The 23151-nt window shown below is 48.7% G+C and carries 20 protein-coding genes; 7 read left to right on the forward strand and 13 right to left on the reverse strand.

From position 1 onward, the window contains the following. Positions 1-78: 78 nt before the first annotated feature. The 4 genes from B3Z23_RS00905 to narI are packed head-to-tail and all read left to right on the forward strand — an operon-like array spanning position 79 to position 6714. Positions 79-3816 carry a nitrate reductase subunit alpha gene (locus tag B3Z23_RS00905; protein ID WP_294900266.1) on the forward strand — a complete coding sequence of 1246 codons (3738 nt, stop codon included), beginning with the start codon at positions 79-81 and terminating at the stop codon, positions 3814-3816. Continuing rightward, positions 3816-5348, forward strand: coding sequence for a nitrate reductase subunit beta (gene narH, locus B3Z23_RS00910; RefSeq protein WP_294900269.1), 1533 nt, complete (start codon positions 3816-3818; stop codon positions 5346-5348). The genes B3Z23_RS00905 and narH overlap by 1 nt, the downstream gene beginning before the upstream one ends. Further along, positions 5348-6037: a nitrate reductase molybdenum cofactor assembly chaperone gene (gene narJ / locus B3Z23_RS00915; protein ID WP_294900272.1), complete on the forward strand. Its 690-nt coding sequence runs from the start codon at positions 5348-5350 to the stop codon at positions 6035-6037. The genes narH and narJ overlap by 1 nt, the downstream gene beginning before the upstream one ends. Further along, complete coding sequence (gene narI / locus B3Z23_RS00920) at positions 6037-6714, forward strand: respiratory nitrate reductase subunit gamma (RefSeq protein WP_294900457.1); 678 nt, start codon at positions 6037-6039, stop codon at positions 6712-6714. Before narJ ends, narI begins: the two co-directional genes overlap by 1 nt. A gap of 66 nt (positions 6715-6780) precedes the next feature. On the opposite strand, the gene B3Z23_RS00925 is transcribed toward narI, so the two are convergent. The 3 genes from B3Z23_RS00925 to idnO form a co-directional block, all read right to left on the reverse strand. Next, complete coding sequence (locus tag B3Z23_RS00925) at positions 6781-7785, reverse strand: substrate-binding domain-containing protein (RefSeq protein ID WP_294900275.1); 1005 nt, start codon at positions 7783-7785, stop codon at positions 6781-6783. After that, positions 7782-9086: an MFS transporter gene (locus tag B3Z23_RS00930; protein WP_294900278.1), complete on the reverse strand. Its 1305-nt coding sequence runs from the start codon at positions 9084-9086 to the stop codon at positions 7782-7784. The genes B3Z23_RS00925 and B3Z23_RS00930 overlap by 4 nt, the downstream gene beginning before the upstream one ends. Positions 9087-9166: 80 nt before the next feature. Beyond that, on the reverse strand, positions 9167-9931 hold the full coding sequence (gene idnO, locus B3Z23_RS00935) for a gluconate 5-dehydrogenase (protein WP_294900281.1): 765 nt from the start codon (positions 9929-9931) through the stop codon (positions 9167-9169). Positions 9932-10546: 615 nt separating this feature from the next. Between idnO and B3Z23_RS00940 the strand changes: the two genes are divergently transcribed. The 3 genes from B3Z23_RS00940 to B3Z23_RS00950 all read left to right on the forward strand — a co-directional run bounded on the left by B3Z23_RS00940 (position 10547) and on the right by B3Z23_RS00950 (position 13859). Continuing rightward, positions 10547-11155, forward strand: a complete 609-nt coding sequence (locus tag B3Z23_RS00940) for a hypothetical protein (RefSeq protein ID WP_294900284.1) — start codon at positions 10547-10549, stop codon at positions 11153-11155. 192 nt (positions 11156-11347) lie between these two features. Continuing rightward, positions 11348-12340 (forward strand): LacI family DNA-binding transcriptional regulator, encoded by a 993-nt coding sequence (locus tag B3Z23_RS00945; protein ID WP_294900287.1) that lies wholly within the window; start codon positions 11348-11350, stop codon positions 12338-12340. Between the two features lie 208 nt (positions 12341-12548). Then, positions 12549-13859 carry an MFS transporter gene (locus tag B3Z23_RS00950; RefSeq protein ID WP_294900290.1) on the forward strand — a complete coding sequence of 437 codons (1311 nt, stop codon included), beginning with the start codon at positions 12549-12551 and terminating at the stop codon, positions 13857-13859. Between the two features lie 37 nt (positions 13860-13896). Here B3Z23_RS00950 and B3Z23_RS00955 read toward each other — a convergent pair whose 3' ends face one another. The 10 genes from B3Z23_RS00955 to B3Z23_RS01000 form a co-directional block, all read right to left on the reverse strand. Continuing rightward, positions 13897-14175 carry a FaeA/PapI family transcriptional regulator gene (locus B3Z23_RS00955; RefSeq protein WP_294900293.1) on the reverse strand — a complete coding sequence of 93 codons (279 nt, stop codon included), beginning with the start codon at positions 14173-14175 and terminating at the stop codon, positions 13897-13899. A 39-nt stretch (positions 14176-14214) separates the two neighbouring features. Then, entirely contained in the window at positions 14215-14853 is a 639-nt protein-coding gene (locus tag B3Z23_RS00960; protein ID WP_294900296.1) for an acyltransferase family protein, read from the reverse strand. A 17-nt stretch (positions 14854-14870) separates the two neighbouring features. Continuing rightward, positions 14871-15308, reverse strand: a complete 438-nt coding sequence (locus B3Z23_RS00965) for an acyltransferase family protein (protein ID WP_294900299.1) — start codon at positions 15306-15308, stop codon at positions 14871-14873. Between the two features lie 118 nt (positions 15309-15426). Then, on the reverse strand, positions 15427-17445 hold the full coding sequence (locus B3Z23_RS00970) for an autotransporter domain-containing protein (protein WP_294900303.1): 2019 nt from the start codon (positions 17443-17445) through the stop codon (positions 15427-15429). 77 nt (positions 17446-17522) lie between these two features. Then, the gene (locus B3Z23_RS00975) at positions 17523-18587 is read right to left on the reverse strand and encodes a sugar phosphate nucleotidyltransferase (protein WP_294900306.1); all 1065 of its coding nucleotides are present in this window, start codon (positions 18585-18587) and stop codon (positions 17523-17525) included. Then, the gene (locus B3Z23_RS00980; protein ID WP_294900309.1) at positions 18584-19222 is read right to left on the reverse strand and encodes an HAD family hydrolase; all 639 of its coding nucleotides are present in this window, start codon (positions 19220-19222) and stop codon (positions 18584-18586) included. Before B3Z23_RS00980 ends, B3Z23_RS00975 begins: the two co-directional genes overlap by 4 nt. After that, positions 19212-19850 (reverse strand): hypothetical protein, encoded by a 639-nt coding sequence (locus B3Z23_RS00985; RefSeq protein ID WP_294900312.1) that lies wholly within the window; start codon positions 19848-19850, stop codon positions 19212-19214. Before B3Z23_RS00985 ends, B3Z23_RS00980 begins: the two co-directional genes overlap by 11 nt. 39 nt (positions 19851-19889) lie before the next feature. Next, positions 19890-20903 carry a WavE lipopolysaccharide synthesis family protein gene (locus B3Z23_RS00990; RefSeq protein WP_294900315.1) on the reverse strand — a complete coding sequence of 338 codons (1014 nt, stop codon included), beginning with the start codon at positions 20901-20903 and terminating at the stop codon, positions 19890-19892. Between the two features lie 2 nt (positions 20904-20905). Then, positions 20906-21403: a hypothetical protein gene (locus B3Z23_RS00995; RefSeq protein WP_294900318.1), complete on the reverse strand. Its 498-nt coding sequence runs from the start codon at positions 21401-21403 to the stop codon at positions 20906-20908. Next, positions 21394-23151, reverse strand: coding sequence for a hypothetical protein (locus B3Z23_RS01000; RefSeq protein ID WP_294900321.1), 1758 nt, complete (start codon positions 23149-23151; stop codon positions 21394-21396). Before B3Z23_RS01000 ends, B3Z23_RS00995 begins: the two co-directional genes overlap by 10 nt.

The raw sequence follows: 23151 nt of genomic DNA on the forward strand, positions 1-23151 counted from the left end.
CTCCCCCCTTTACGGGTTGAGAATAAGCAGCGTCTGACAAAATAACAGCGATAAATCAGGTTTTGTAGGGAGAGCAATATGAGCAAATTACTGGATAAACTCCGCTATTTTAAGCAGAAAGAAGGCACATTTTCGCAGGATCACGGCCAGAGAATGAACAGTAACCGTGACTGGGAAGACGGTTACCGGCAACGCTGGCAGCATGACAAAATCGTCCGTTCCACCCATGGGGTAAACTGTACCGGGTCCTGTAGCTGGAAAATTTATGTCAAAAATGGTCTGGTCACCTGGGAAACTCAGCAGACAGACTATCCGCGTACCCGCGCAGATTTACCTAACCACGAACCTCGGGGTTGTCCGCGAGGAGCCAGCTACTCCTGGTACATCTATAGTGCAAACCGCCTCAAATATCCGCTGGTACGTAAGCAACTTATCCTGCTGTGGCGCGAAGCATTACAGCAGCATAGTGATCCGGTGATGGCCTGGGACAGCATCGTCAACGATGAAGTGAAATCAGCCAGTTATAAACAGGCCCGGGGACGAGGTGGTTTTGTCAGATCTGACTGGAACGAACTGAATCAGTTGATTGCCGCAGCCAATATCTGGACCGTTAAAAATTATGGCCCGGACCGCGTTGCTGGCTTTTCGCCCATTCCGGCCATGTCAATGGTCTCTTATGCCGCAGGTACCCGTTATCTGTCGTTGATGGGAGGTACCTGCCTGAGCTTTTATGACTGGTACTGCGATCTGCCTCCCGCCTCGCCGATGACCTGGGGTGAACAGACGGATGTGCCGGAATCGGCAGACTGGTATAACTCAGCGTATATCATTGCCTGGGGTTCAAACGTACCGCAAACAAGAACCCCGGATGCTCACTTCTTTACTGAAGTCCGGTACAAAGGTACCAAAACAGTGGCCATCACCCCTGATTATGCCGAAGTGGCCAAGCTTAGCGACCACTGGCTGGCACCGAAACAGGGTACCGATGCAGCACTGGCAATGGCGATGGGCCATGTGATCCTTAAAGAATTTCATATCACTAACCCCAGTGACTATTTCCTGAATTACTGTCGCCGCTATACCGACATGCCAATGCTGGTGTTACTGGAATCCACCAGTGAAGGCTATTACCGACCCGGGCGGCTGCTACGTGCCGCCGATCTGCCGGAAAACCTGGGGGAAACCAATAATCCGGACTGGAAAACCGTCGCCTTTAATCAGCAAGGGCAACTGGTTATTCCCAACGGTTCGGCCGGTTTCCGCTGGGGACAGCAGGGAAAATGGAATCTTGAAGCCCGGGCCGCCGGTCAGGAGCAGGAACTGCGTCTGACAATGGCTGACGGTTACGATGATTTATGCGGGGTGGCTTTCCCATATTTTGGCGGTCATGAATCTCCACATTTCCGCCATGTAAAACAGTCACCCATCCTGGTTCATACCCTGCCGGTTCGTCAGATCACCCTGGCCGATGGCCGTCAGGGCCAGGTGGCCAGTGTGTATGATCTGACCCTGGCCAATTATGGTGTAGAGCGGGGATTTGACGATGCACAGTCGGCGGCCAGCTATGATGAGCTGAAAGCCTGCACCCCGGCCTGGGCAGAACAGATTTGTGGTGTTCCGCGCCAACAGATTATCCGTATCGCCCGGGAATTTGCTGATACCGCCCATAAAACACACGGTCGTTCGATGATTATCGTCGGAGCGGGAATGAACCACTGGTATCACATGGATATGAACTACCGTGGTTTGATGAATATGCTGATTTTCTGTGGCTGTGTCGGACAAACCGGCGGGGGCTGGGCCCATTATGTGGGCCAGGAAAAACTCCGCCCACAGACCGGCTGGCAACCCCTGGCCTTTGCCCTGGACTGGGCCCGCCCGCCACGCCATATGAACAGCACCTCATTTTTCTATAATCATTCCGGACAGTGGCGCTATGAAAAGCTCACCGTCAAAGAATTGTTATCGCCACTGGCTAATCCCGATGAATTTAGCGGTCAGCTCATCGATTTTAATGTCCGTGCCGAACGTATGGGCTGGCTGCCCTCTTCTCCACAACTGAATACCAATCCGCTGAGTATTGCACAGCTTGCCAAAACCGCCGGGCTTTCACCGATAGATTACACCGTGGAGGCGCTGCAAAACGGAAAACTGCGCTTTGCCAGTGAACAACCGGATAGCGGCAGCAATCATCCGCGTAACCTGTTTGTCTGGCGTTCCAACCTGCTCGGTTCCTCCGCCAAAGGGCACGAATATATGTTGCGCTATCTGCTGGGTATTGAGCACGGTATCCAGGGCAGCGAAACCGTGGCCGGGCCCGGGATGTCGCCCGAAGAAGTCGACTGGCAGACGAAGGCCCGCGAAGGCAAACTCGATCTGCTGGTCACCCTGGACTTCAGGATGTCCAGTACCTGTCTGTTTTCCGACATTGTCCTGCCGACTGCCACCTGGTATGAGAAAGATGATATGAATACTTCGGACATGCATCCGTTTATTCATCCTCTCTCTGCCGCTGTTGATCCGGTCTGGGAGTCACGCAGTGACTGGGAAATTTATAAAGGGATTGCTAAAACATTTTCGGCACTTTGCCCGGGGCATCTCGGGGTAGAAAGTGATGTGGTGTTATTACCCATTCAGCATGATTCGCCAGCCGAGCTTGCGCAGCCTTATGAGGTGAAACAGTGGCATAAAGGCGAATGCGCACTGCAACCCGGTAAAAACGCCCCGCATATTATGGTGGTGGAGCGGGATTATCCGGCACTCAGTGAGCGTTTTGGATCTGTGGGTCCGTTACTGGAAAAACTGGGAAATGGCGGGAAAGGTATCAGCTGGAACACCGAAAAAGAGGTCGAACTGCTGCGGCAACTGAACCATCGTTGTGATTCCGGAGCCGGAAAAGGTCAGCCACAACTTAACACCGCGATTGATGCCGCTGAAATGATCCTCGCACTGGCCCCGGAAACCAATGGCCAGGTGGCCGTCAAAGCCTGGCAGGCGCTGGGAAAAATCACCGGCCGCGACCATACCCATCTCGCCATGCCGAAACAGGATGAAAAGATCCGTTTCCGGGACATTCAGGCACAACCGCGAAAAATCATTTCCAGCCCCACCTGGTCAGGGCTGGAAGATGAGCATGTGTCTTACAACGCCTGTTATACCAATGTTCATGAACTCATCCCATGGCGAACGCTCACCGGCCGTCAGCAGTTGTATCAGGATCATCCGTGGATGCGGGCTTTCGGTGAAAGTCTGGTGAGCTACCGGCCACCGGTCAATACCCGCAGCGTTGAACAACTCAGCCATATTCCGTCAAATGGTTATCCGGAAAAAACACTCAATTTTCTGACACCGCATCAGAAATGGGGAATTCACTCTACCTACAGCGAAAACCTGCTAATGCTGACGCTGTCACGTGGCGGGCCAATTGTCTGGATGAGCGAACAGGATGCACGGGAAATGGGCATCCGGGATAACGACTGGATAGAAGCATTTAACAGCAACGGCGCTCTGACGGCCCGGGCGGTAGTCAGTCAGCGCGTACCTGCCGGGATGACCATGATGTATCACGCCCAGGAGCGGATAACCAATATTCCCGGTTCAGAGGTTACCGGCATGCGTGGTGGCATCCATAACTCGGTGACCCGTATCAGCCCGAAACCCACCCATATGATTGGTGGCTATGTTCATCAGTGTTATGGATTCAACTATTACGGCACCGTCGGATCGAACCGGGACGAATTTATCATTGTGCGAAAAATGAAAAATATCAGTTGGCTGGATGATGAAGGCCGCGACCAGATACAGGAGGCGGAGTAATGAAAATACGTTCCCAAGTTGGCATGGTGCTTAACCTTGATAAATGTATTGGCTGTCATACCTGTTCTGTGACCTGCAAAAACGTCTGGACCAGCCGTGAAGGTATGGAGTATGCCTGGTTCAATAACGTCGAAAGTAAACCTGGCATCGGTTATCCCGCCGCCTGGGAGGATCAGGAGAAATGGCAGGGTGGCTGGATTCGTAAAATTAATGGTCGCATTACCCCCCGGCTGGGGAATAAAGTCGGAGTACTGAGTAAAATTTTCGCCAACCCGGTCGTGCCGGGGATTGATGATTACTACGAACCTTTTACCTTTGATTATCAACATCTGCACAATGCACCGCAGGGTAAACATCAGCCCACTGCCCGCCCGCGCTCCCTTATCAGCGGCCAGCGAATGGATAAGATCACCTCCGGGCCCAACTGGGAAGAAATACTGGGGGGTGAGTTCGAAAAACGTTCAGCCGACCAGAACTTTGCACAGATGGAAAAGCAGATCTACGGCGAATTCGAACATACCTTTATGATGTATATGCCGAGGCTGTGTGAGCACTGCCTCAATCCGGCTTGTGTAGCCACCTGTCCGAGCGGCGCAATATATAAGCGAGAGGAAGACGGTATCGTCCTGATAGATCAGGACCGTTGCCGTGGCTGGCGTTTATGCATCAGTGGCTGTCCGTATAAAAAAATCTACTTCAACTGGAAAAGCGGAAAATCTGAGAAATGCATTTTCTGTTATCCGCGTATCGAAGCGGGTATGCCAACCGTCTGTTCAGAAACCTGTGTCGGTCGCATTCGTTACCTCGGGGTACTTCTGTATGACGCAGATAAAATCCTGTCAGCCGCCAGCACCGCTGGTGAACAGAACTTATACCAGCACCAGACAGAGGTTTTCCTCGACCCGAACGACCCGCAGGTGATTGCTGAAGCTTTGCAACAGGGCATTCCGCAGAATGTTCTGGAGGCGGCACAAAACTCGCCAGTCTGGAAACTGGCAATGGAATGGAAACTGGCCCTGCCATTGCATCCGGAATACCGTACTCTGCCAATGGTCTGGTACGTACCGCCACTCTCACCGCTTCAGTCTGCCGCCGAATCCGGAATGCTTGAGTCTGAAGGCGTGCTGCCGGCGGTAGAACAGTTACGAATCCCCCTGCGTTATCTTGCCAATATGCTGACGGCCGGTGACACCGCGCCGGTATTGTCTGCACTGAAACGCATGATGGCAATGCGCCATTATAAACGGGCCCAAACCGTTGAAGGGATTACCGATACCCGGGCCTTAGAGGAAACCGGCCTGACCGCCGAACAGGCAGAAGAGATGTACCGTTATCTGGCGATAGCCAACTATGAAGACCGATTTGTCGTGCCTTCCGGCCACCGTGAACTGGCCCGTGACGCATTTCCGGAACGTAACGGCTGTGGTTTTAGTTTTGGCGATGGCTGTCACGGGAGCGACTCACATTTCAACCTGTTTAACAGTCGCCGTATCGATGCTATTGATGTGTCCGGCAAAACAGGAGACCAGTGATGTCACCGTTAAAACTGATTGCCGTCCTGCTCGAATACCCGTCCCCGGCGTTATGGGAGGCGGCGGATGAAATCATGGCACTGACGGCTACCGACTGCCCGGTTCTCGACCCGTTTGTCCGGAATTATCTGCAGAAACCTCTGCTGGACTGCCAACAACAGTGGTGTGAGACGTTCGATCGTGGCAGGGCCACGTCATTATTGTTGTTTGAACATGTCCATGCTGAATCCCGTGACCGGGGTCAGGCGATGGTCGACCTGCTGGCACAGTACAGGGCTGCCGGTCTTGAGGCTGACAGCCGTGAGCTACCTGACTACCTGCCCGTCTATCTGGAGTATTTATCGCTTTGTCCTGAAGAAGAAGGCCGACAGGGATTACGGGATATAGCAGAAATTCTGGCGCTGCTCGGTGGCCGTCTGGCTCAGCGTGACAGTGAATTCCGGGTATTATTCGACACGCTACTCAGCCTGGCTGATAGCCCGTTGCGCAGTAGCAGCGTACTGGAAAAGATTGCCGGTGAATCCCGTGATGATACCCCACAGGCAATGGATGCACTTTGGGAGGAGGAACAGGTGAAATTTATCGAAGATCCGGCGTGTAAGCAGGCGGCTGAACAGCAATACCGACAGCGATTCAGTCAGCAGGTGACCCCACAATATCTGGATTTATCCGCAGGAGGCCGCAAATGATGAACTGGCTGAATACTTTTCTGTTCGACCTATACCCTTACCTGTGTGGTACGGTGTTTCTGGCGGGTAGCTGGCTTCGTTATGATTATGGCCAGTACAGCTGGCGGGCATCTTCCAGTCAGATGCTGGATAAAAAGGGCATGACTCTGGCTTCGAATCTGTTCCATATCGGTATTCTTGGTATTTTATTCGGTCATCTTTTTGGTCTGCTCACCCCACATTGGGTATATGAGCCATTCCTGTCGATTGCCGCCAAACAGAAACTGGCTATGCTGGCAGGAGGAATTTGCGGAGTCATGACCGTAGTGGGTGGTGGTATGTTGCTGAAACGCCGGCTGTATAATCCGCGTATTCGTGCCACCTCGACCCGTGCCGATATTCTGATCCTCAGCTTATTGCTGATTCAGGCGTGTCTGGGGCTGATAACGATTCTTTTCTCAGCACAGCATATGAACGGAAATGAGATGATGAAACTGGTCGCATGGGCACAGTCCGTAGTGACCTTCCGGGGAAATGCAGCGGCCAGTCTGGAAGGTGTTGCTGTGATTTACCGGATACACCTGGTGCTGGGGATGACACTGTTTTTACTGTTCCCGTTCACCCGGCTGGTACATATCTGGAGTGCGCCGGTTGAGTATCTGACACGGAGATATCAACTGGTACGTTCGCGTCGCTAAGCCGGTGCCAGAAGCTGACTACAGCCTCTGGCAGGCTCTGCCCGGTGCAACAGAAAGTGATACCGGCTACAAGGTATCCCCCATAAATAGCCGGTATCCCAGATCGATACAGAGTTCATCCGCTGCCGGGTCGCCGTTTTTTTCCAGCCTGTTCAACAGTTGGCGGGTCGCGACCTGGCCGATAGCCAGTCTTGGCGTAATCACACTGGCCAGTTTTTGCTGATTGGCGTGACCGATATCCAGACCGTGGAATCCGGCGATCGCAATCTGCTGCGGAACTTCAATTTTCCGGGCCTGGCACTCCAGTAAAACCCCCACGGCCAGGTCATCATTGGTACAGAACACCGCATCGGTTTGCGGATACTTCTGCATAATCTGCCCGAACATTTTCTGTCCGAGAGCCATTGACGAGATCTCTTTCGGCACAATATGCCGCCCTGTCATTCCCCGTCGCTGCAGGGCCTGTTGAACCCCCCGGTAGCGGCTGATATCACGCGGATCGTCCATCGAGCCCAGAAAAACAATATGCTGTCGCCCACGGGTAATCAGTTGTTCAGTCATATCGCAGGCAGCCTGTTGGTTATCAAAACCTACCTGCAAATCCAGCGCGCCGGGGCCAATTTCCATCAGTTCAGCCACCGGTACACCGGAGGCACGAATGCTGCCGAGCGCAGCTGTACTGTGTTGTCTTCCAGTCAGAATCAGTGCATCAATGTGATATGAAAGCAGTGTGATAATTTTTCGCTGTTCGGTCAGCGGATCATAGTCGTGACTGGCAATAATCGTCTGATAATTGTGTTCTTCCGCTACCTGCTGAATGCCTTCGAGCACATCAGAAAAAATCTGATTACGGAATGAGGGAATAATCACTCCCAGAGTCCGGCTGCGGGCCCCGGCCAGAATGTCCGGTAACCGGTTAGGTATGTAGTCATGCTGGCGCATGACAGCATCGATGGCCTGACGGCTGCGTTCAGAAACATTTTCTGGCCCCCGCATGTAACGGCTGACGGTCATTTTGGTCAGTCCGGCGAGAGTCGCGATATCCTGCAAAGACATCCTGTTCCGCTTCATCGGGGCTCCTGGTTTTCAGCATCAACATTGAGTAACGGGGCAGTCTGTCGGTTCCCTGCGGGAACTTTCAGGAAAAATACCAACCCTACTGACACCAGTAATGCAATGGCCATAAAAGTATAAGAAGCTCCCGGACCGCCGGTCAGACCATTGAGATAGCCCACCAGCCAGGCTCCGACAAATGCCCCCAATGCACCGCAACAGTTAATTAATCCGATGGAAATACCTGCCACATTTTTTGGCAGTAATTCAGGGATCAGCGCGAAAAATGGTCCATAAGGGGCATACATACAGGCAGCGGCCAGCACCAGTAAGCCATAGGATAACCAGAATGAGTAGCTCCCCAGCAGCCACGACCCAAAAAAGGTGACGGAAGCTAACAGTAACAGGGGCCAGATAAATCGCCGACGCAAGCCGGTTTTATCTGACAACCACGAAATCACCAGCATAGTAATTATAGCGGCCAGATAAGGCGCGGCAGCCAGCCAGCCTGCCTGGACAATGTTTACCGATCCGGCAGTTCGCAGAATGGATGGCATCCACATCATAAACCCATAGACTCCGATGCTCCACAGCGCGTGTAATACACAAAGCACTACCACATTGCGGGAGCGTAAGGCCTGCGGCACATTGCGCATGGGTGGTATCGCCTGCTGCTCTTCGGCCATGGCACTGGCCAGTTGCTGCTTTTCTGCTTCTGTCAGCCAGCTCACCTGTTCCGGTTTATCACGGACAATACACCACCAGAAGATGGCCCAGATTAAGGCAGGAACCCCCTCGAAAATAAACATTTCCCGCCAGCCAAACGCATTAATCAGATATCCCGAGACAATAGACATCCATAACACCGTCACCGGATTACCTAGTACCAGAAAGGTGTTGGCACGTGATCGTTCCTGGCGGGTAAACCAGTTGCTGATATAGATTAACATTGCCGGCATCACAGCCGCTTCCACCACTCCGAGGATAAAACGGATCACCATCAGCGCCGGAATATTACTGATAAGACCGGTCGCGGCGGCACAAAATCCCCATAACAGCAAACTGGTGAACACCAATTTACGTACACTACGTTTTACCGCATAGATAGCTCCGGGTACCTGGAAAAAGAAGTAACCGAGGAAGAACAGTGCACCAATCAGGGAAGAGGTACCCCGGCTGATTCCCAGGTCACTCTCGATACCTGACGCTGCGGCAAAGCCATAGTTTGCCCGATCCAGATAAGCCAGGCTGTAGGTAATAAAAATAACCGGCATTAAATACCACCACCGTTTTACCGGCAGTTTTCTGCTGTTATCCATGGAGGAAAATCCTGTGTCGGCCCTGGTGATAGCCGGAGAATAATGCGCAGGGCAAACGCCTTAACGTCCGCCCTCACGATTTAAACCGAGGCCAGCATTCCGCCATCGACGAATAAGACATGACCGTTAATGAAATCCGATGCTGCCGCAGAGAGGAATACAGCAGCGCCCATCAGCTCTTCTGGTTTTCCCCAACGCGCGGCCGGGGTTCTGTGACACAGCCAGTCAGAAAATTGCTTATCGTTGACCAGAGCCGCCGTCATCTCTGAGTCAAAATAGCCAGGAGCAATCGCATTGACCTGAATGTTATAGCGTGCCAGTTCGACGCACATCCCACGGGTCAGCATTTTTACTGCGCCTTTTGACGCGGCATAAGGAGTAATATTATCGCGCCCTAATTCGCTCTGCATTGAGCAAATATTGATAATTTTTCCTCGTTTACGGAGCATCATTTTGCGGGCAACCTGCTGTGAAACCAGAAAAACTGACTTCTGATTGACGTCAATAATCCGATCCCACTGTTCTACCGGAAACTCAGTGAAAGGAGCACGATGCTGTATTCCGGCATTGTTGATCAAAATATCCAGAGGACCCGTTTCAGTTTCAATACTGTCGATGGCTGCCGTCACTGCCACGGGATCGGTAACATCAAAAGCACGGGCACTGGCACGGATACCCAGCGCCTGTAACTCTGCGACCGCATTTTCACATCGTTGCGGGTCACGACCATTAATAATGACTTCTGCACCATGCTCTCCCAACCCACGAGCCATCAGTAAACCCAGTCCCTGCGTTGAACCGGTGATCAACGCCCGCCTGCCGGTTAAATCGAATAATTTACTCATCAGAAGCTCTCATTTCATTAGCTGTTACGCGTAACTTTAACTGCCATTCACCTTAACATGAAAGAGGCTGGTGGCTGTTTTTTGTCCTTTATTTTTAATATGTGATCTTTGTCTGATTTATCACTTGTATATTTTCCTGCCCACGGTTAAGCCCTGCTTAGGTTTTGCTCGTCAGGCTGCCTGCGCGATGTTGTTCATCCCGCTCAGCAAACCGCTCAAATTTTCGTGACAAGGGTTCCTGCGGGTAATTTGTGTCAATTGCTGTATATAAAAGTGACAAATAAATCCCGGGACAATGATTATTTATGCCAGGTATTCTGAGCCTCAAGTTTTTTAATTAGCGTCTAAAAGGCTCCACATAACAAGCTGACCAAACTGTAATATTCTTATTTTTAGATAATTCAACCCTGTCTGCTGGAACGAGGGGTAAATAACTGCCATAATCAAACGATATTATTATTATCAGGGGGAGAAATTCTGCTTACCAAATAATCACGTGAGTCGGATGTCATCACAGGCATCATCCGCCAGCGTCTCACGCGTGCACCAACACCAATATCACCGGTAAATGGATTTCACATAAAAATCAACATTGTAAATAAAATGTGGTGCTATATGAATAACAAGGAAGTCATTCGGTCAATTGCTATTATTGATACCTGTAATTATACCTGCATAGCTATTAAAACATTATGCAGATACATTTCTGACAATATATCTGTTCATGAATTCTCTTCTGTCGAAGAGCTACTTAATCACCCCTCTGCTGACAGTTTTGAATTCATTTTCTATGACACCCTGACCACCCGTTCGATAGTCATAGACCCGGAAAGCGATATTTTCAGAATCAAACAATATTTACCCGAATGTAAAGTTTGCCTGCTTTCTGTCCTGCATCAGTTTATGAGTATCAAAAACGCCGATTTTGAACTGGATAAACGATTATCTCTGGATGACTTCAGTTTTTTCATCCGTATACTTTGCCGTAACAACAGTGAGAAATGTAAAAGAAATTATAGTGTTATCTTTAATAACCGGCTAAACCTCAACAAAGAGCAGGTTTCTCTGTTGCGTGCTTACCTGTACAACCTGAACACTAAAAATATTGCAGAGCTCCTTAACTGTAATCTGCGAAAAGTCTACTTCTACCGGGAAGGAGCCATAAAAAAGGGGGCTGAGCAGAAGCAATTCTTTCGTTCCATCGGTCGTTTGATAAATCCCTGAACCGGCCGGCAGTGCCCGGGAGTCTGACTTTGTGGGTCCCGGGCCGTAGCCCTGTATTCCCGATGGCCATCAGAGACCGTTATAAATTTCAGATTTCATTGAGTGACATTCCGGCTATTCTTACAGTAACCTGTTGCCACGCTGGCGGCATTCTGCTGCAGCTATTCCGTTTAGGTTATCTGGATCTCCGGTATGAAAAACCAGCGTATTACACTGCATGATATTGCCTCTCTGGCCGGAGTGACTCCCATGACGGTCAGCCGTTATCTGAGGACACCAGAAAAAGTCACGGCTGAAACATCACAGCGGATTGCAGAGATTATCAAAGAACTGGGCTATCAGCCGGATCAGGACAATGCGCAGATTGCCAGCCAGACCACAGCCCGCATTGGTGTTTTGATCCCGTCATTTCATAATCAGATATTCCCGGGGCTACTGGCCGGTATTGAATCGGTCATCAGCAATACCACTTTCAAAACCGTTGTGGTCAGTTACGATTATGATGCTGAGCGGGAAGAGGAACAAATTGCCGCACTGCTGGCAATGCAGGTAAAAGGAATCATTCTTTCTGAATCAACACATACATTACGTGCCGAAAAATATCTTAAAGCTGCTGCTATTCCTGTCGCAGAAGTGATGGGCAATCAGTACCAGCCCGGGCGGATCTGTGTCGGATTCGATAACCAGCAAGCTGGCTTTGATATGACCCGGCTACTGCTTAGCCGGGGTAAGCAAAACATTATCTATTTCGGTTCAATGTCCGATCTCAGGGATCAACAACGCTTTGCCGGCTACTGTGCGGCTATGCAACAGGCTGGTCGTCCATCCGGACAAATTACCCCGAATAAGATCTCTTCAGTCTCCATGGGTAACGGTATGATGACTCTGGCCCGCCAACAGTATCCGAAAGTTGACGGTATCCTGTGTACTAACGACGATTTAGCGGTAGGAGTGCTACAGGAGTGTTTACAGTCAGGAGTGAAAATTCCTCAGCAACTCAGTATCGCTGGCTTTCACGGGCTGGAAATTGGTCAGGTGACCCCGTTAAAACTGGCGAGCGTGATCACTCCACGCTTTGAAATAGGTAAAACGGTGGCAGAAATTATGCTACAGAAGATTGCCGGACAATCTCCGGAGATCCATATTGACCTTCATTACCGTCTTTCGGTCGGGGAAACACTCTGAGTTACCCGGCTTCAATTGTTGTCCTATCCCTGCCTGGCTCACGAACCTTGTAACACACTTTCTTAACATTTCCTTACGTGACCCGGATCCCACATCATCAATCCAAAAACACGTTTGATAGTTCCTGAAAAGCACATTATCGGGTCATGCCACAGTCCCGTCAGGGCTTTGCATTACTACAACCGACGAGACATAAAGGGGATTCATCATGCAAAAAACACCGCCCGGAACCCGCTGGTTTCGGATTATTGTGCCAATCCTGATTGCCTGCATCATGTCATTTATGGACAGGGTAAATATCAGTTTTGCGCTACCTGGTGGTATGGAACAGGATTTGCTGATGTCCAGCCAGATGGCCGGAGTGGTCAGCGGCATTTTTTTTATTGGTTACCTGTTTTTACAGGTCCCCGGAGGACATATTGCCGTTCGAGGCAGTGGTAAACGCTTTATAGCCTGGTCACTGGTGGCATGGGCCGTCATCTCAATTGCCACCGGATTTGTCACCCAACAGTATCAGTTGCTGATATTACGCTTCGCACTCGGTGTCTCTGAAGGTGGCATGTTACCGGTAGTTCTGACCATGGTCAGTAACTGGTTTCCTGAAAAAGAACTGGGGCGTGCTAATGCGTTTGTGATGATGTTTGCCCCGCTGGGTGGGATGGTAACCGCACCGATCTCCGGTTGGATTATTGCACTGCTCGACTGGCGCTGGTTATTTATTATCGAGGGTCTGCTGTCTGTGGTGGTGCTGGCTGTCTGGTGGCTGATGGTCAGTGATCGCCCAGAAGATGCCCGTTGGTTACCGGCTGCCGAACGGGAATATTTGCAGCGTGAAATGGCACGTGACCGGGCGGAGCGCAGTAAACTTCCGCCGCTCACCCATGCGCCCCTGAAAGAAGTGTTCCGTAACCCTGGCCTGATGAAGTTAGTCATCCTGAATTTTTTCTATCAGACGGGTGATTACGGTTACACCCTGTGGCTGCCCACTATCATCAGAAATCTGACAGGGGCCAGTATTGGCAACGTCGGCTTGCTGACAGTTTTACCTTTTATAGCCACCTTATCGGGAATTTATGTCGTCTCTTACTTCAGTGATAAAACCGGTAAGCGGCGGCAATGGGTGATGATTTCTCTGTTCTGTTTTGCAGCCTGCCTGCTGGCCTCGGTGCTGTTACGTGAATATGTGGTGGCCGCTTATCTGGCACTGGTGGCCTGTGGATTCTTCCTGAAAGCAGCCACCAGCCCGTTCTGGAGCATTCCCGGGCGTATAGCTCCTCCGGAAGCGGCGGGGAGTGCCCGCGGAGTGATCAACGGTCTGGGTAATCTTGGGGGCTTCTGTGGTCCTTATCTGGTGGGGTTAACTATCTATCTGTATGGACAGAATACCGCCGTGATTGTATTAGCTGGTTCACTGACCATTGCCGGGATTATTGCGGCATTCCTGCCAGCACAGTGTGATCTGCGTCCGGCAGAAAAGCGGCAGCAAAGTTATACTCCGCGAATCAATAATGCCAAATAGTTCTGTTGCCCGACGACAGCGTCGTCGGGCTCAGTCATTAAGAAGGTAATTTTTTTATAAACCAGCGCAAAGAATTAAAATAAAGCTGTGGCGATTTAATGACTTTCCCCTCCTCCTCGAGTTGCAATAATATAGCGCGGGTGACATAAATACTGGCATCGCAGCGATCTGCAATCTGGCGGGTTTTCGGCCAGAACTCAAGCTCCGGTAAAGTACTACCGGAAAGCGTTTCAGAATTAAGGTCTTTACATAATTCTGTCAACGCCTGAAGAATTTCTCGTTTTTTCAGGGTTCGTAATTTCCGTTCACTGTACATAACTACTCTCTTCCGTTAGATTCTGATTAATGGTGCTGGTTATAAATTCATAACCGCCAATAATTTATCCCGCAGAAATACTGATAATTTTATTTCAATCATAAAATAATAGTACCAGGATAAAAAAAAGGTCACTCCCAGACTGACCAGTAGTAAATTAAACCGATGTGAAAACTCATCGAAATATTGCATTCCAAAAACATGCTGTGCCAGTGAGACCAGCATAAAGATGACTGCCATATGTAATAAATAAAGCGAGTAAGATATTTTCCCGGTAAACAATAACCATCGGGGATACTGACGTGGTTTTATTTTGCTGAATTTTAGCCCGCTGATAAACAGCAAAAAACAGGGAAGCGTCATTACGCTGGTGTGCGGATTACCCGTATCACCGAATGGTGCATACAAAAAAGTCACGGCCAGCAGAAAATAGACGATCGCCCCCACCATGATTAACCACCACATTATCCCGGCACGGTCAGACATTCTCTGCCACAGCATGGCTGCCAGTAGTCCCGCCAGGAAATCGATATTCACGCTATCACTTATCATCAGGAAATATTGCCGGTAAAAATATGCATCGACGGACTGACTCATCAGCAGTTGTTCACGCGGCATCAACCACATCAGTAAAAAAAATATCGCCACCAGTAACCCATAGCGGTAGCGTCCGGCCAATAGCAGGACAGCGACCGTCAGATAAAAAAAAACTCATAATTCAGCGTCCAGCCATTTTCCAGCAACGGAAAGCCATAAGCGGGCGAGTTACCTCCATTAAGGGGAATAAATAACAGCGATTTAAACGTCTGCCAGATAAGGTCTGCTGTCGGGCGAGTGAATGCAAAGTACAAGGCATATCCGAGGGTCACCAGCGCATAGGCAGGGATAATTCGCATACTGCGTTTCACGATATAACGCAGACTACTTTGCCATCCGGCCTGCAACTGCCGGGTCGTTATCCAGACTAAAAATCCACTGACCATAAAGAAGATATCCACTCCCAGATAGCCCCGTCTCAGCAGAGTTTGTTCAAGTGGTGAAATAAACCAACTATAGTGATAAAAAATCACGGCTAACGCCGCAAGACCACGGTAAACCTGGATTATATGGATATTCCGACGCTCTGTGATCATGAATAAACCTCTGTAAACGGCTCACTGTTCTAAATTAGCAACCACCAGGATTCTCCCCTTACTGCCAGGGGAGAACTGTGTTAATGAAAATCGGGGTTCCCTGTGGTGAGGGTATGAATCAGAATGAGTAGCTAAGGCCGGTGGCGTAATTGATCATGGTATTGTGGTCATTACTGTTGCTCAGATAAACCGCAGCATAAGAACTCAGGTTTGCGCTTAACTCAGAGTACACGCCCAGTTTCGCCTCACGCCATTGCCGGGACTTCGCCAGGTTGGTATCACGCCAGAACTGAGTGCCTGTACTTTTTAATGAGGCGGTGACTTTGTCCGGAGCAGTGCCGGATTCCTGCCGGTAAGTCAGATGCAGGTACGGGTTAACCGGTAAATTACGGGTATCAAACCTCCATCCCACCGAAATATTTTTCCGGTTCTGTTTCTGATTACCGAATTTCATTGAAGTACTGTTATTGTCTTTTTCGTGGTACCCGTTAACCTGCATTCGATCATAGCTGAGACCCAGTACAGGTCCTGTGGTGATATTGGGGTGCAGTGTAATATCAAAACCGGCATTGACACTTATACCGCTAAAACGGCCCCCGGTCTGTCCCTGCTCCTGACGAATAGCAGCCCCGAGTTTTATCCCTCGTCGAATATGATCAAACCGGGCGCTACCGCTGCTAAGATCAATATTTCCCCACAACCCATTGTTCAAAACCATTTGGCTGAACAGACTCACCGAAGTACTGGTATATTGATATTTAAACAGATCTGACGATTTAAAATGACTGCTACCTGTGCTGAACATGCCACCGACAGTCAGTCCCCTAACCGGTTGCAGCGCAAATCCAATATGTCCGTTACTCGCCAGACCATTGCTGCCGTTCAGTAAGCCATTATCCTTCACCCGACTGTATTTGCCACTGTAGCCGCCAAACAGGGTGACTTTTTGAACCGAGGAATCCATGCGTTGTTTTTGCAACTGTGTATCGAGAAATAAACGACGGTCAGACTGAATATTACTCATCCCCTCGCTTAATCCGACGACCTGTAACGGGGCATCGATGATCGACATCATATATTCAGCGATCATTGCGTGCGCCGTCGGGCTTGGGTGAAACCAGTCAGAAAATAAATAGACCTGGTCATTATAGAATCCCTGACTATCTTCTTTGCAGAAAGGCGCCGGTGTCCCAATCTGACACATGGGTACCAGAATATTATCGAAGCCATAGGTTTTCGGAGAGTCAATAATTTCGGTAAAAAGACGGTTCACATCGGCACGAACAATATTTCCCTGTAATCCACTTAATCCTTTCTCTACATCATTATTAAACTGTTGGGTCAGCGTATTTTCCATGTCCAGAAATCCACGCAGTATTGCCGAGGTGAGGTCAACTGGCAGCTTAAGCCCTTTTCTCTCCAGCACATTCGCCACTGAGTTAATCACAGCCGTCTGACGTGCCTCTTCACCTTCGATACTGCCCAGTGAACGTAAATACTCATCCTGGATAGCATAGAGCCCGGGCAGATCTAAGAGATTGCCGCCCAGAAACATCTGCGCAAAACCAAACAGCGCCGTCCCGGTCCAGGGACTCATCCCAGCGTTGGGCAGATTAGGAACCACCACCATGCCGGCCCCCGCATCCAGTAACTGCCTGGTCTGATCAACGACATCCCGGGGGGCATTTGACAGCAGATAGCTCTCTCCCTTGTCAAAAATTTTGGAGAATTTAAATGACAACAAGCTCTGCTCCACATCCACAGAGAGGTCATTACCGCCAATCCACAGGATATATAATCCCTCTTTACCGGCTTGCTGACCATTTTGTGCCAGGTAACGATTGATCTGCTCGCTGGTTTTATAGATCAGAAACGGTGTCTGACTGGCTGTAGCACCCGACTGAGCATAATTAGTTCCGCCTTGCGTATATGGCAATTGTTCCTGCCCGGTATATGCCTCAGAGATCAATTCGTTATATAACTTACTGTCATAGCCGGCCAGATATCGGGTAATCGCCCCCGAAAATCCACCATCACTGATGCTGTCTCCAAATGTATAGACTTTATCAAATGCTATCACCGGGGATGATATAACCAGTGACACCGAAATAAATGTCGCATGGAGTAAACTTTTCACTAAATATCCTTATTTAAATTGAAAATTCATTATTATTTGTTTAACAACTGTCTTTATGAAATATCAATGCGGGTAGCTCAGATAACTTCCGAACGCTGAATTTCCACTATCTTCCCCTCTTTCCCGGTAATTATTACATCCAGTAATCGTTGTATTCTTTCCTGGCAATACAAGGTATAAAAAATAAGATGTTTATTGTTGTCATCACTACTCAGTTGTTCGTCCACGGAAAGGTGCTGTGCCGAATGGAGGAAATAATTTAATGCCTGGCTCACCGCTGTAATTCCTGACAACTGTCCGCCATGCTCCTGTAATCTGACTTCGCTCCCGAACAACAGCCCGGGGTTTTTAAGCGTCTGAGTGGCGAGCATCGCAACATAAGCTTTTCTGGCCGCCGGGCGTGAATTACGGGAGCTACAGAATGAAGAAAATTCCTGAATGGCGTGAATATCATAAAAATTATGATAACTCCCTTCCGCTAATGGCCAGCCGATGATCTTCATATTCTGTAAAATCATCTCATTCAGGCAACCTGACAAATAATACTGACCGTTAACCAGGGAACCTTTGAGGATACTGTCCTGAGCTGCCCGGGTAAAAAACTGCCCTTTTCTGAAATAATAAAACCCGGCAATGGCATTCCGACTGATTGCTTTCTTCTCGGCGACCTCAATAATCCGGTCATCTTCCTGTTTTCTGATAAATGCCCACTTTGGATGTAAAGACCTGAAGGTCAGAACCCCGGCATCAGCCTGCTGTTGACGAAAATACTCAATAATTGTCTGAATGTTGGCATCAATATACTGATCGGCTGAGATGATAATCAACTCATCTTCAGCATCAATATCTTCGACTGCCAGCAAACAACTGCAGGCCGCACCACCAGTATCTCCCTGTAAATAAAGGATTTTACCTGCACCCTGACTGACCACTGAAATCATCGGTGACAGCTGAAACTGCTTATCCCTTCGTTCTGGCAGTAGAAAAATTCGTTTTGTAGTGTCAGACAGGCTGGCAACAATCTCCTGCGAATATTCGAACAACGTTTTTTTATCGATCTCATTGAGTATTTTCGGATACGAAAACTCCGGAGTCATTTCATATAATGTGTTACCGCCCAGCGACGTAATAATGGTCATCATTGGGAATGGCCCTCAATTGCACGAATATAATTTTTGATATTGCCGTAGTTCACCTCACTGACTCCCGTCACTTTCATCACATAAGCACCACTCTCCGTCGCTGCCCTGATACCATTTTCGTTATCCTCGACGACCAGGCACTGATGCGGTAACAACCCAAGACGGGCGATAGCTTTCTGATAGATTTCGGGCGCAGGTTTACCCCGGGTAACATCCTGGTTAGACAGAAAAAACTCGAAGTTATCCAGCAGACAGGCCCTGCTTAACATCATCCCGATGCTGTCACGAATAGAATTAGAGGCGACTGCCAGTCTGTAGCCTTCATGACGTAACCGGGACAAAGCAAATTCATGGTGAAATACTGGCCGGCAGTGGCGGCAAACAATATCCAGCGTATATTTCTGCTTCAGTTGATTAATAAACCCATGCAGTGCCGGGGGAAGTCCTTTTTCCTCGCTCAGAATGGAAAGTTTATCGCGCGTCGGCAAGCCATCAAATTTTGACAAATGGTCGTGTCTGGCAATCTCCAGGCCGAACAACGCCAGTGCCTGATTTAGCGCGTCATAATGCCAGTCTCTGGCATCAATCAGCACGCCATCCATGTCGAAGATAATTGCCTGAATTTTATTGGTCATTCCATGCCTCTCTGGCCTCTTCGGGTTGATCCGTGCATAGCATCAACCGGTCTGTGGACAAAAATCTCGCCGTAAAACGCAAGAGCTGCTGCCAGTAAATATCGTTCTGCCTGCGGTGCAGTTCAGGTGAAACACAACAGACCGGTAATCCGAGCTGCAGAAATTTTTCAAGCTGCAGCAGGTCACACTGCTCAGATAAGAAACTATCCAGCCAGATCCCCTGCACTTTGCTAAGCAACGCGCTTTCTGGTTCAAATTCACTGATACGTGCATAAACCTTTAGCCCTGTGGCCAGATAGTCCTGCATATCCGGAACTGACATATCAAAACAAAAGTAATTTTCTGTTTTGAAAAACCTGAGTAGTTGCCTAATCTCCCCTGCCAGACCATCAGATTTAATATTTAACGCTAAGGGTAACTGACTGTTAATACGGGTATGCAGTTGCAGGAAATCGCAAAGCAAAAGACAACTCTGTTCCGGAATATCATGAGAAATCACCAGTTGTCCGTTAAAATCACGAACGTCAGTTTCACAGCCAAATCCCTGACTGAATGAACGGCTGAACGCAACAATACTGTTTTTTTCTGGCGGGGTTCGCCACAGCCCCCGGTGCGATAAAATCTGCATATACCCTCCGAAAAACACTCCTTGTTGATCTGCCAGCAGCTAACAGCGTCGTCCATAGACCCGTATTGCGATAGCACGGACGAACGCGAAATGTAACGGCAAAAACTTTATCCATAACAGTAGCCGCAGGATAAAAACCCTGACCGTGCGGACCTTATAAAATACGCCCCGATTTTTCCGCGAAGGCAGGTGGCTCCGTTGGAGATTGCACCAGTCTTCCAGACGGTAAACACTGGAAAGCCCTTTGTTTTTATACACCCGCTGATGTTTGCTCCATCGGAATCCAAGCTGTTCACTGGAATAGGGTATAAAGTTACTTACGTAATACTTTTCTGACCGTTCCCTGAGTGTTTCTGTAAATACTGCATTACCCGGGAATTCTATTCTGCCCTTCATTTTTTCAATATATCTGACCCAAAGGTATTGTTCCGGCACATAACGCATTAACGAAAAGATTGAAAAACAGAAACAAACTTCAAATACACTACTGTCAGCGAGTGGAATATCGAACAAGTCCAGCAGGTCTTCACGGTTTCCGGCCAGAAAAATATCCCCGGGATGAAATAAATAGGGCATATATCCTCTGGCATTTCGCGCAAAAACATTACCGTTAATTACCCGTTGTTGAAATAATGCATACTCCGGATCTCTGGGGAAATTTCGTTCATCTTCCTGCCGGCGTAATAAAATATCCCTGATATCAGACTGATATAGCAGTGAATCTGTACGTAGTTTTATCACCAGCCCATGTCTGGCCAGGCGGATACCTTCCAGGGAAGAAACAATCATCCGGTTAATATTCGTTGTCCAGCGGGCGTTTTTTTGCTGGTAAACCAGCGGACCGGGATCCTGACTTTCAACCAGTCGTACCTTTAAGGGATGCAGTTGCCTCAGCAGTTCCTCACGTATTCCCGGGTTCAAATTCCATGTGGACAATATGATTTCATCGTCTGGAAACTGGCTCCTGGTGGTGGCAATATTAGCCATCATGCCACTGCAAATTTTTCCCTCGTCCAGCACCCGTCCCTGAAAAATGATACTGATATTCTCCATGACTATGCCCTGAGTGAGTTTATTTTTTTTCTGAGCAATTTCACTGCCCTTTTATAGTGTTCTGTTATAGTCACTCCCGGAAATATCATCGCCAGATTATTGAGTAACGCCCAATATTCACCAAAATGCTGAATCCGAAGATAGCGGGTGCTCATATTAAAAAATGACCATAATTCGTTTTTATAATCCTCGTGTTTCGCTGAGACAATAAAAACCATTACCTGGCGGTCCGGTGTTGAATCATCAAGCACCAGCATCTTGATAAGTGTAATCAGATGTTCACGATAAGTATCATATTCTTTATCATTATTCACTTTTACAAAAATAGCATGGGTAGTGCAATGTAGATGGATAGCGAAATTTTTGACCTTCTCCATGTCAAAACCTAATAACAACACCTGAGACTGTTGTTTATTAATGGCCGGAATCCGGGTTTGCTTACCGCCATTCATCCATAACCCGTACTCTTCTTCACTGACACCTTCAACCTTTAACTCCATTTTTTCCCCGGTAATTTTCTGTAAGGCGTACTGTTATGCAACAAGATCACCACCTCTCTCACCGGCATCGGAAAATAGGCCCCTTTATACAGATATTTCAGATAACAGGCAGAGAACCATAAACTGAGTTTGCTGAATACATTTTCTCTGATAAACCAGTCATTATTACTTTTGTAAAATGGCGAACAGAACCAGGAGTGTGATAACTGATTATTAAGAATAAAACTGCCGATCAGGGCACTTTTTTTAGTCGCCGGACTGGCGGAGGAGTTCATTACCCGTAGCAACTGAATCAGCTCATTGGGTGCAATCTCCTCACAAAGAATCAACCGGCTGAAATCATTAATAAACTCACGGGTTTGCGAGAGTTTCACGGTAATTTCTTTGATAACTTTTTTAATCAGCATAAAACGGGACAAACCACTCATCCCCGCCGAGGAGATAGTCTGCAGTAACTGACCACTGGCCCCATATTTTCCGGCAAACTGATAAATACGTTCACGAGCCTGTTCTGCGGTGATTCTGAACAGTGGTTTCTTCGGTAAAAATGGCACCATTTCTAACAGGCAACGGCTCATTCTGTCCCTGCCCTGATAATCTTTTACCGCGACATAGCCGTAATAATGGATCACTGACCGGGCATTCATACTTTGTGTAATGGCCAACGGATTAATCACCGTAGGGATTCCATAATGACTGGCCCGGATTCCCTGTTCAATATCCTCATAGTCATTCCAGAATAGTTGTTCATTTTGAGGACAATGTCGCCAGACTGACTTTTTGCACAGGCTAAGACTGCCGGTCAGGTAGTCATGGCCATACTGACTCCTCGCCGGATGCTGATAGCAGTAGAAAAGCTTACTGATCAGTGCGGTATCCTGTCTGGTTACCGAATGAATATCCAGTTCGCGGGACAGGTCCTGTTCTATCGTATTGAAATCAGAGTATTTCCTCGGCAACACATTGTATTTATCTGCAAAATAGAATGACTGAAAGCCACAAAACGGATAGTAGTCACCGAAACGGCACACAGCATCATAGAAATTTAGCGGCAACATTACCCTGTCATGAATAATACACAGATTGGCGAACCGGGCTGCCTTGGCCAGTACATTTTTCTTTCGGGTAATGTGTACCGGAGGCGCAGTTATCTCCTGGCCTACAATCCGCACCTGGTCAAAATATAAGAATTCCGGGTGTGGATTACCACAGAGTATAATTTCGTACTCAGGCAAATTTAGTTGCAGAATACGTTCAACACAGGCGTTGAGAAATACCGGATCCTCCGGCCCGACCGGGATACAGAAACTCCACTGCTCAAGTCCCTTGTCCTGCTCTGCTGCCAGGGGGTGATGTTTGCTGTAAACTTTGAACCCTTCCGCAGGGGCCATTTCACTGAATGCCTGAGCATAATAATCACGCTCCAGCAGAGTTTTACAGGGAATCTGCTCTTTGATGTAAAGCCGGCATCCCACCGGCATCTGATGGGTGATATCCCAGAGCAGGTGCGCATACAGGGCCGAATCATTCTGTATATTAATCAGCGCAACATGCTGCACATCCGGTAACATAAACCGGGAACTACCGTTGACCACAGCCTCTTTATCCGTAGGACAATCGTGGCAGGTCGAAAAACTGATGATTGTCAGTGCATCGGGATTGTCTTTCAGAGCCAGTTTCGCACTGTAGCTTCGCTCCAACGTACGGATATTGAGTCTCTTGTCATGTCTGTAACGAATAATTCTCAT

Origin of the sequence: Tatumella sp. UBA2305 (assembly GCF_002345795.1) — a bacterium.
GTDB lineage: Bacteria > Pseudomonadota > Gammaproteobacteria > Enterobacterales > Enterobacteriaceae > Tatumella > Tatumella morbirosei.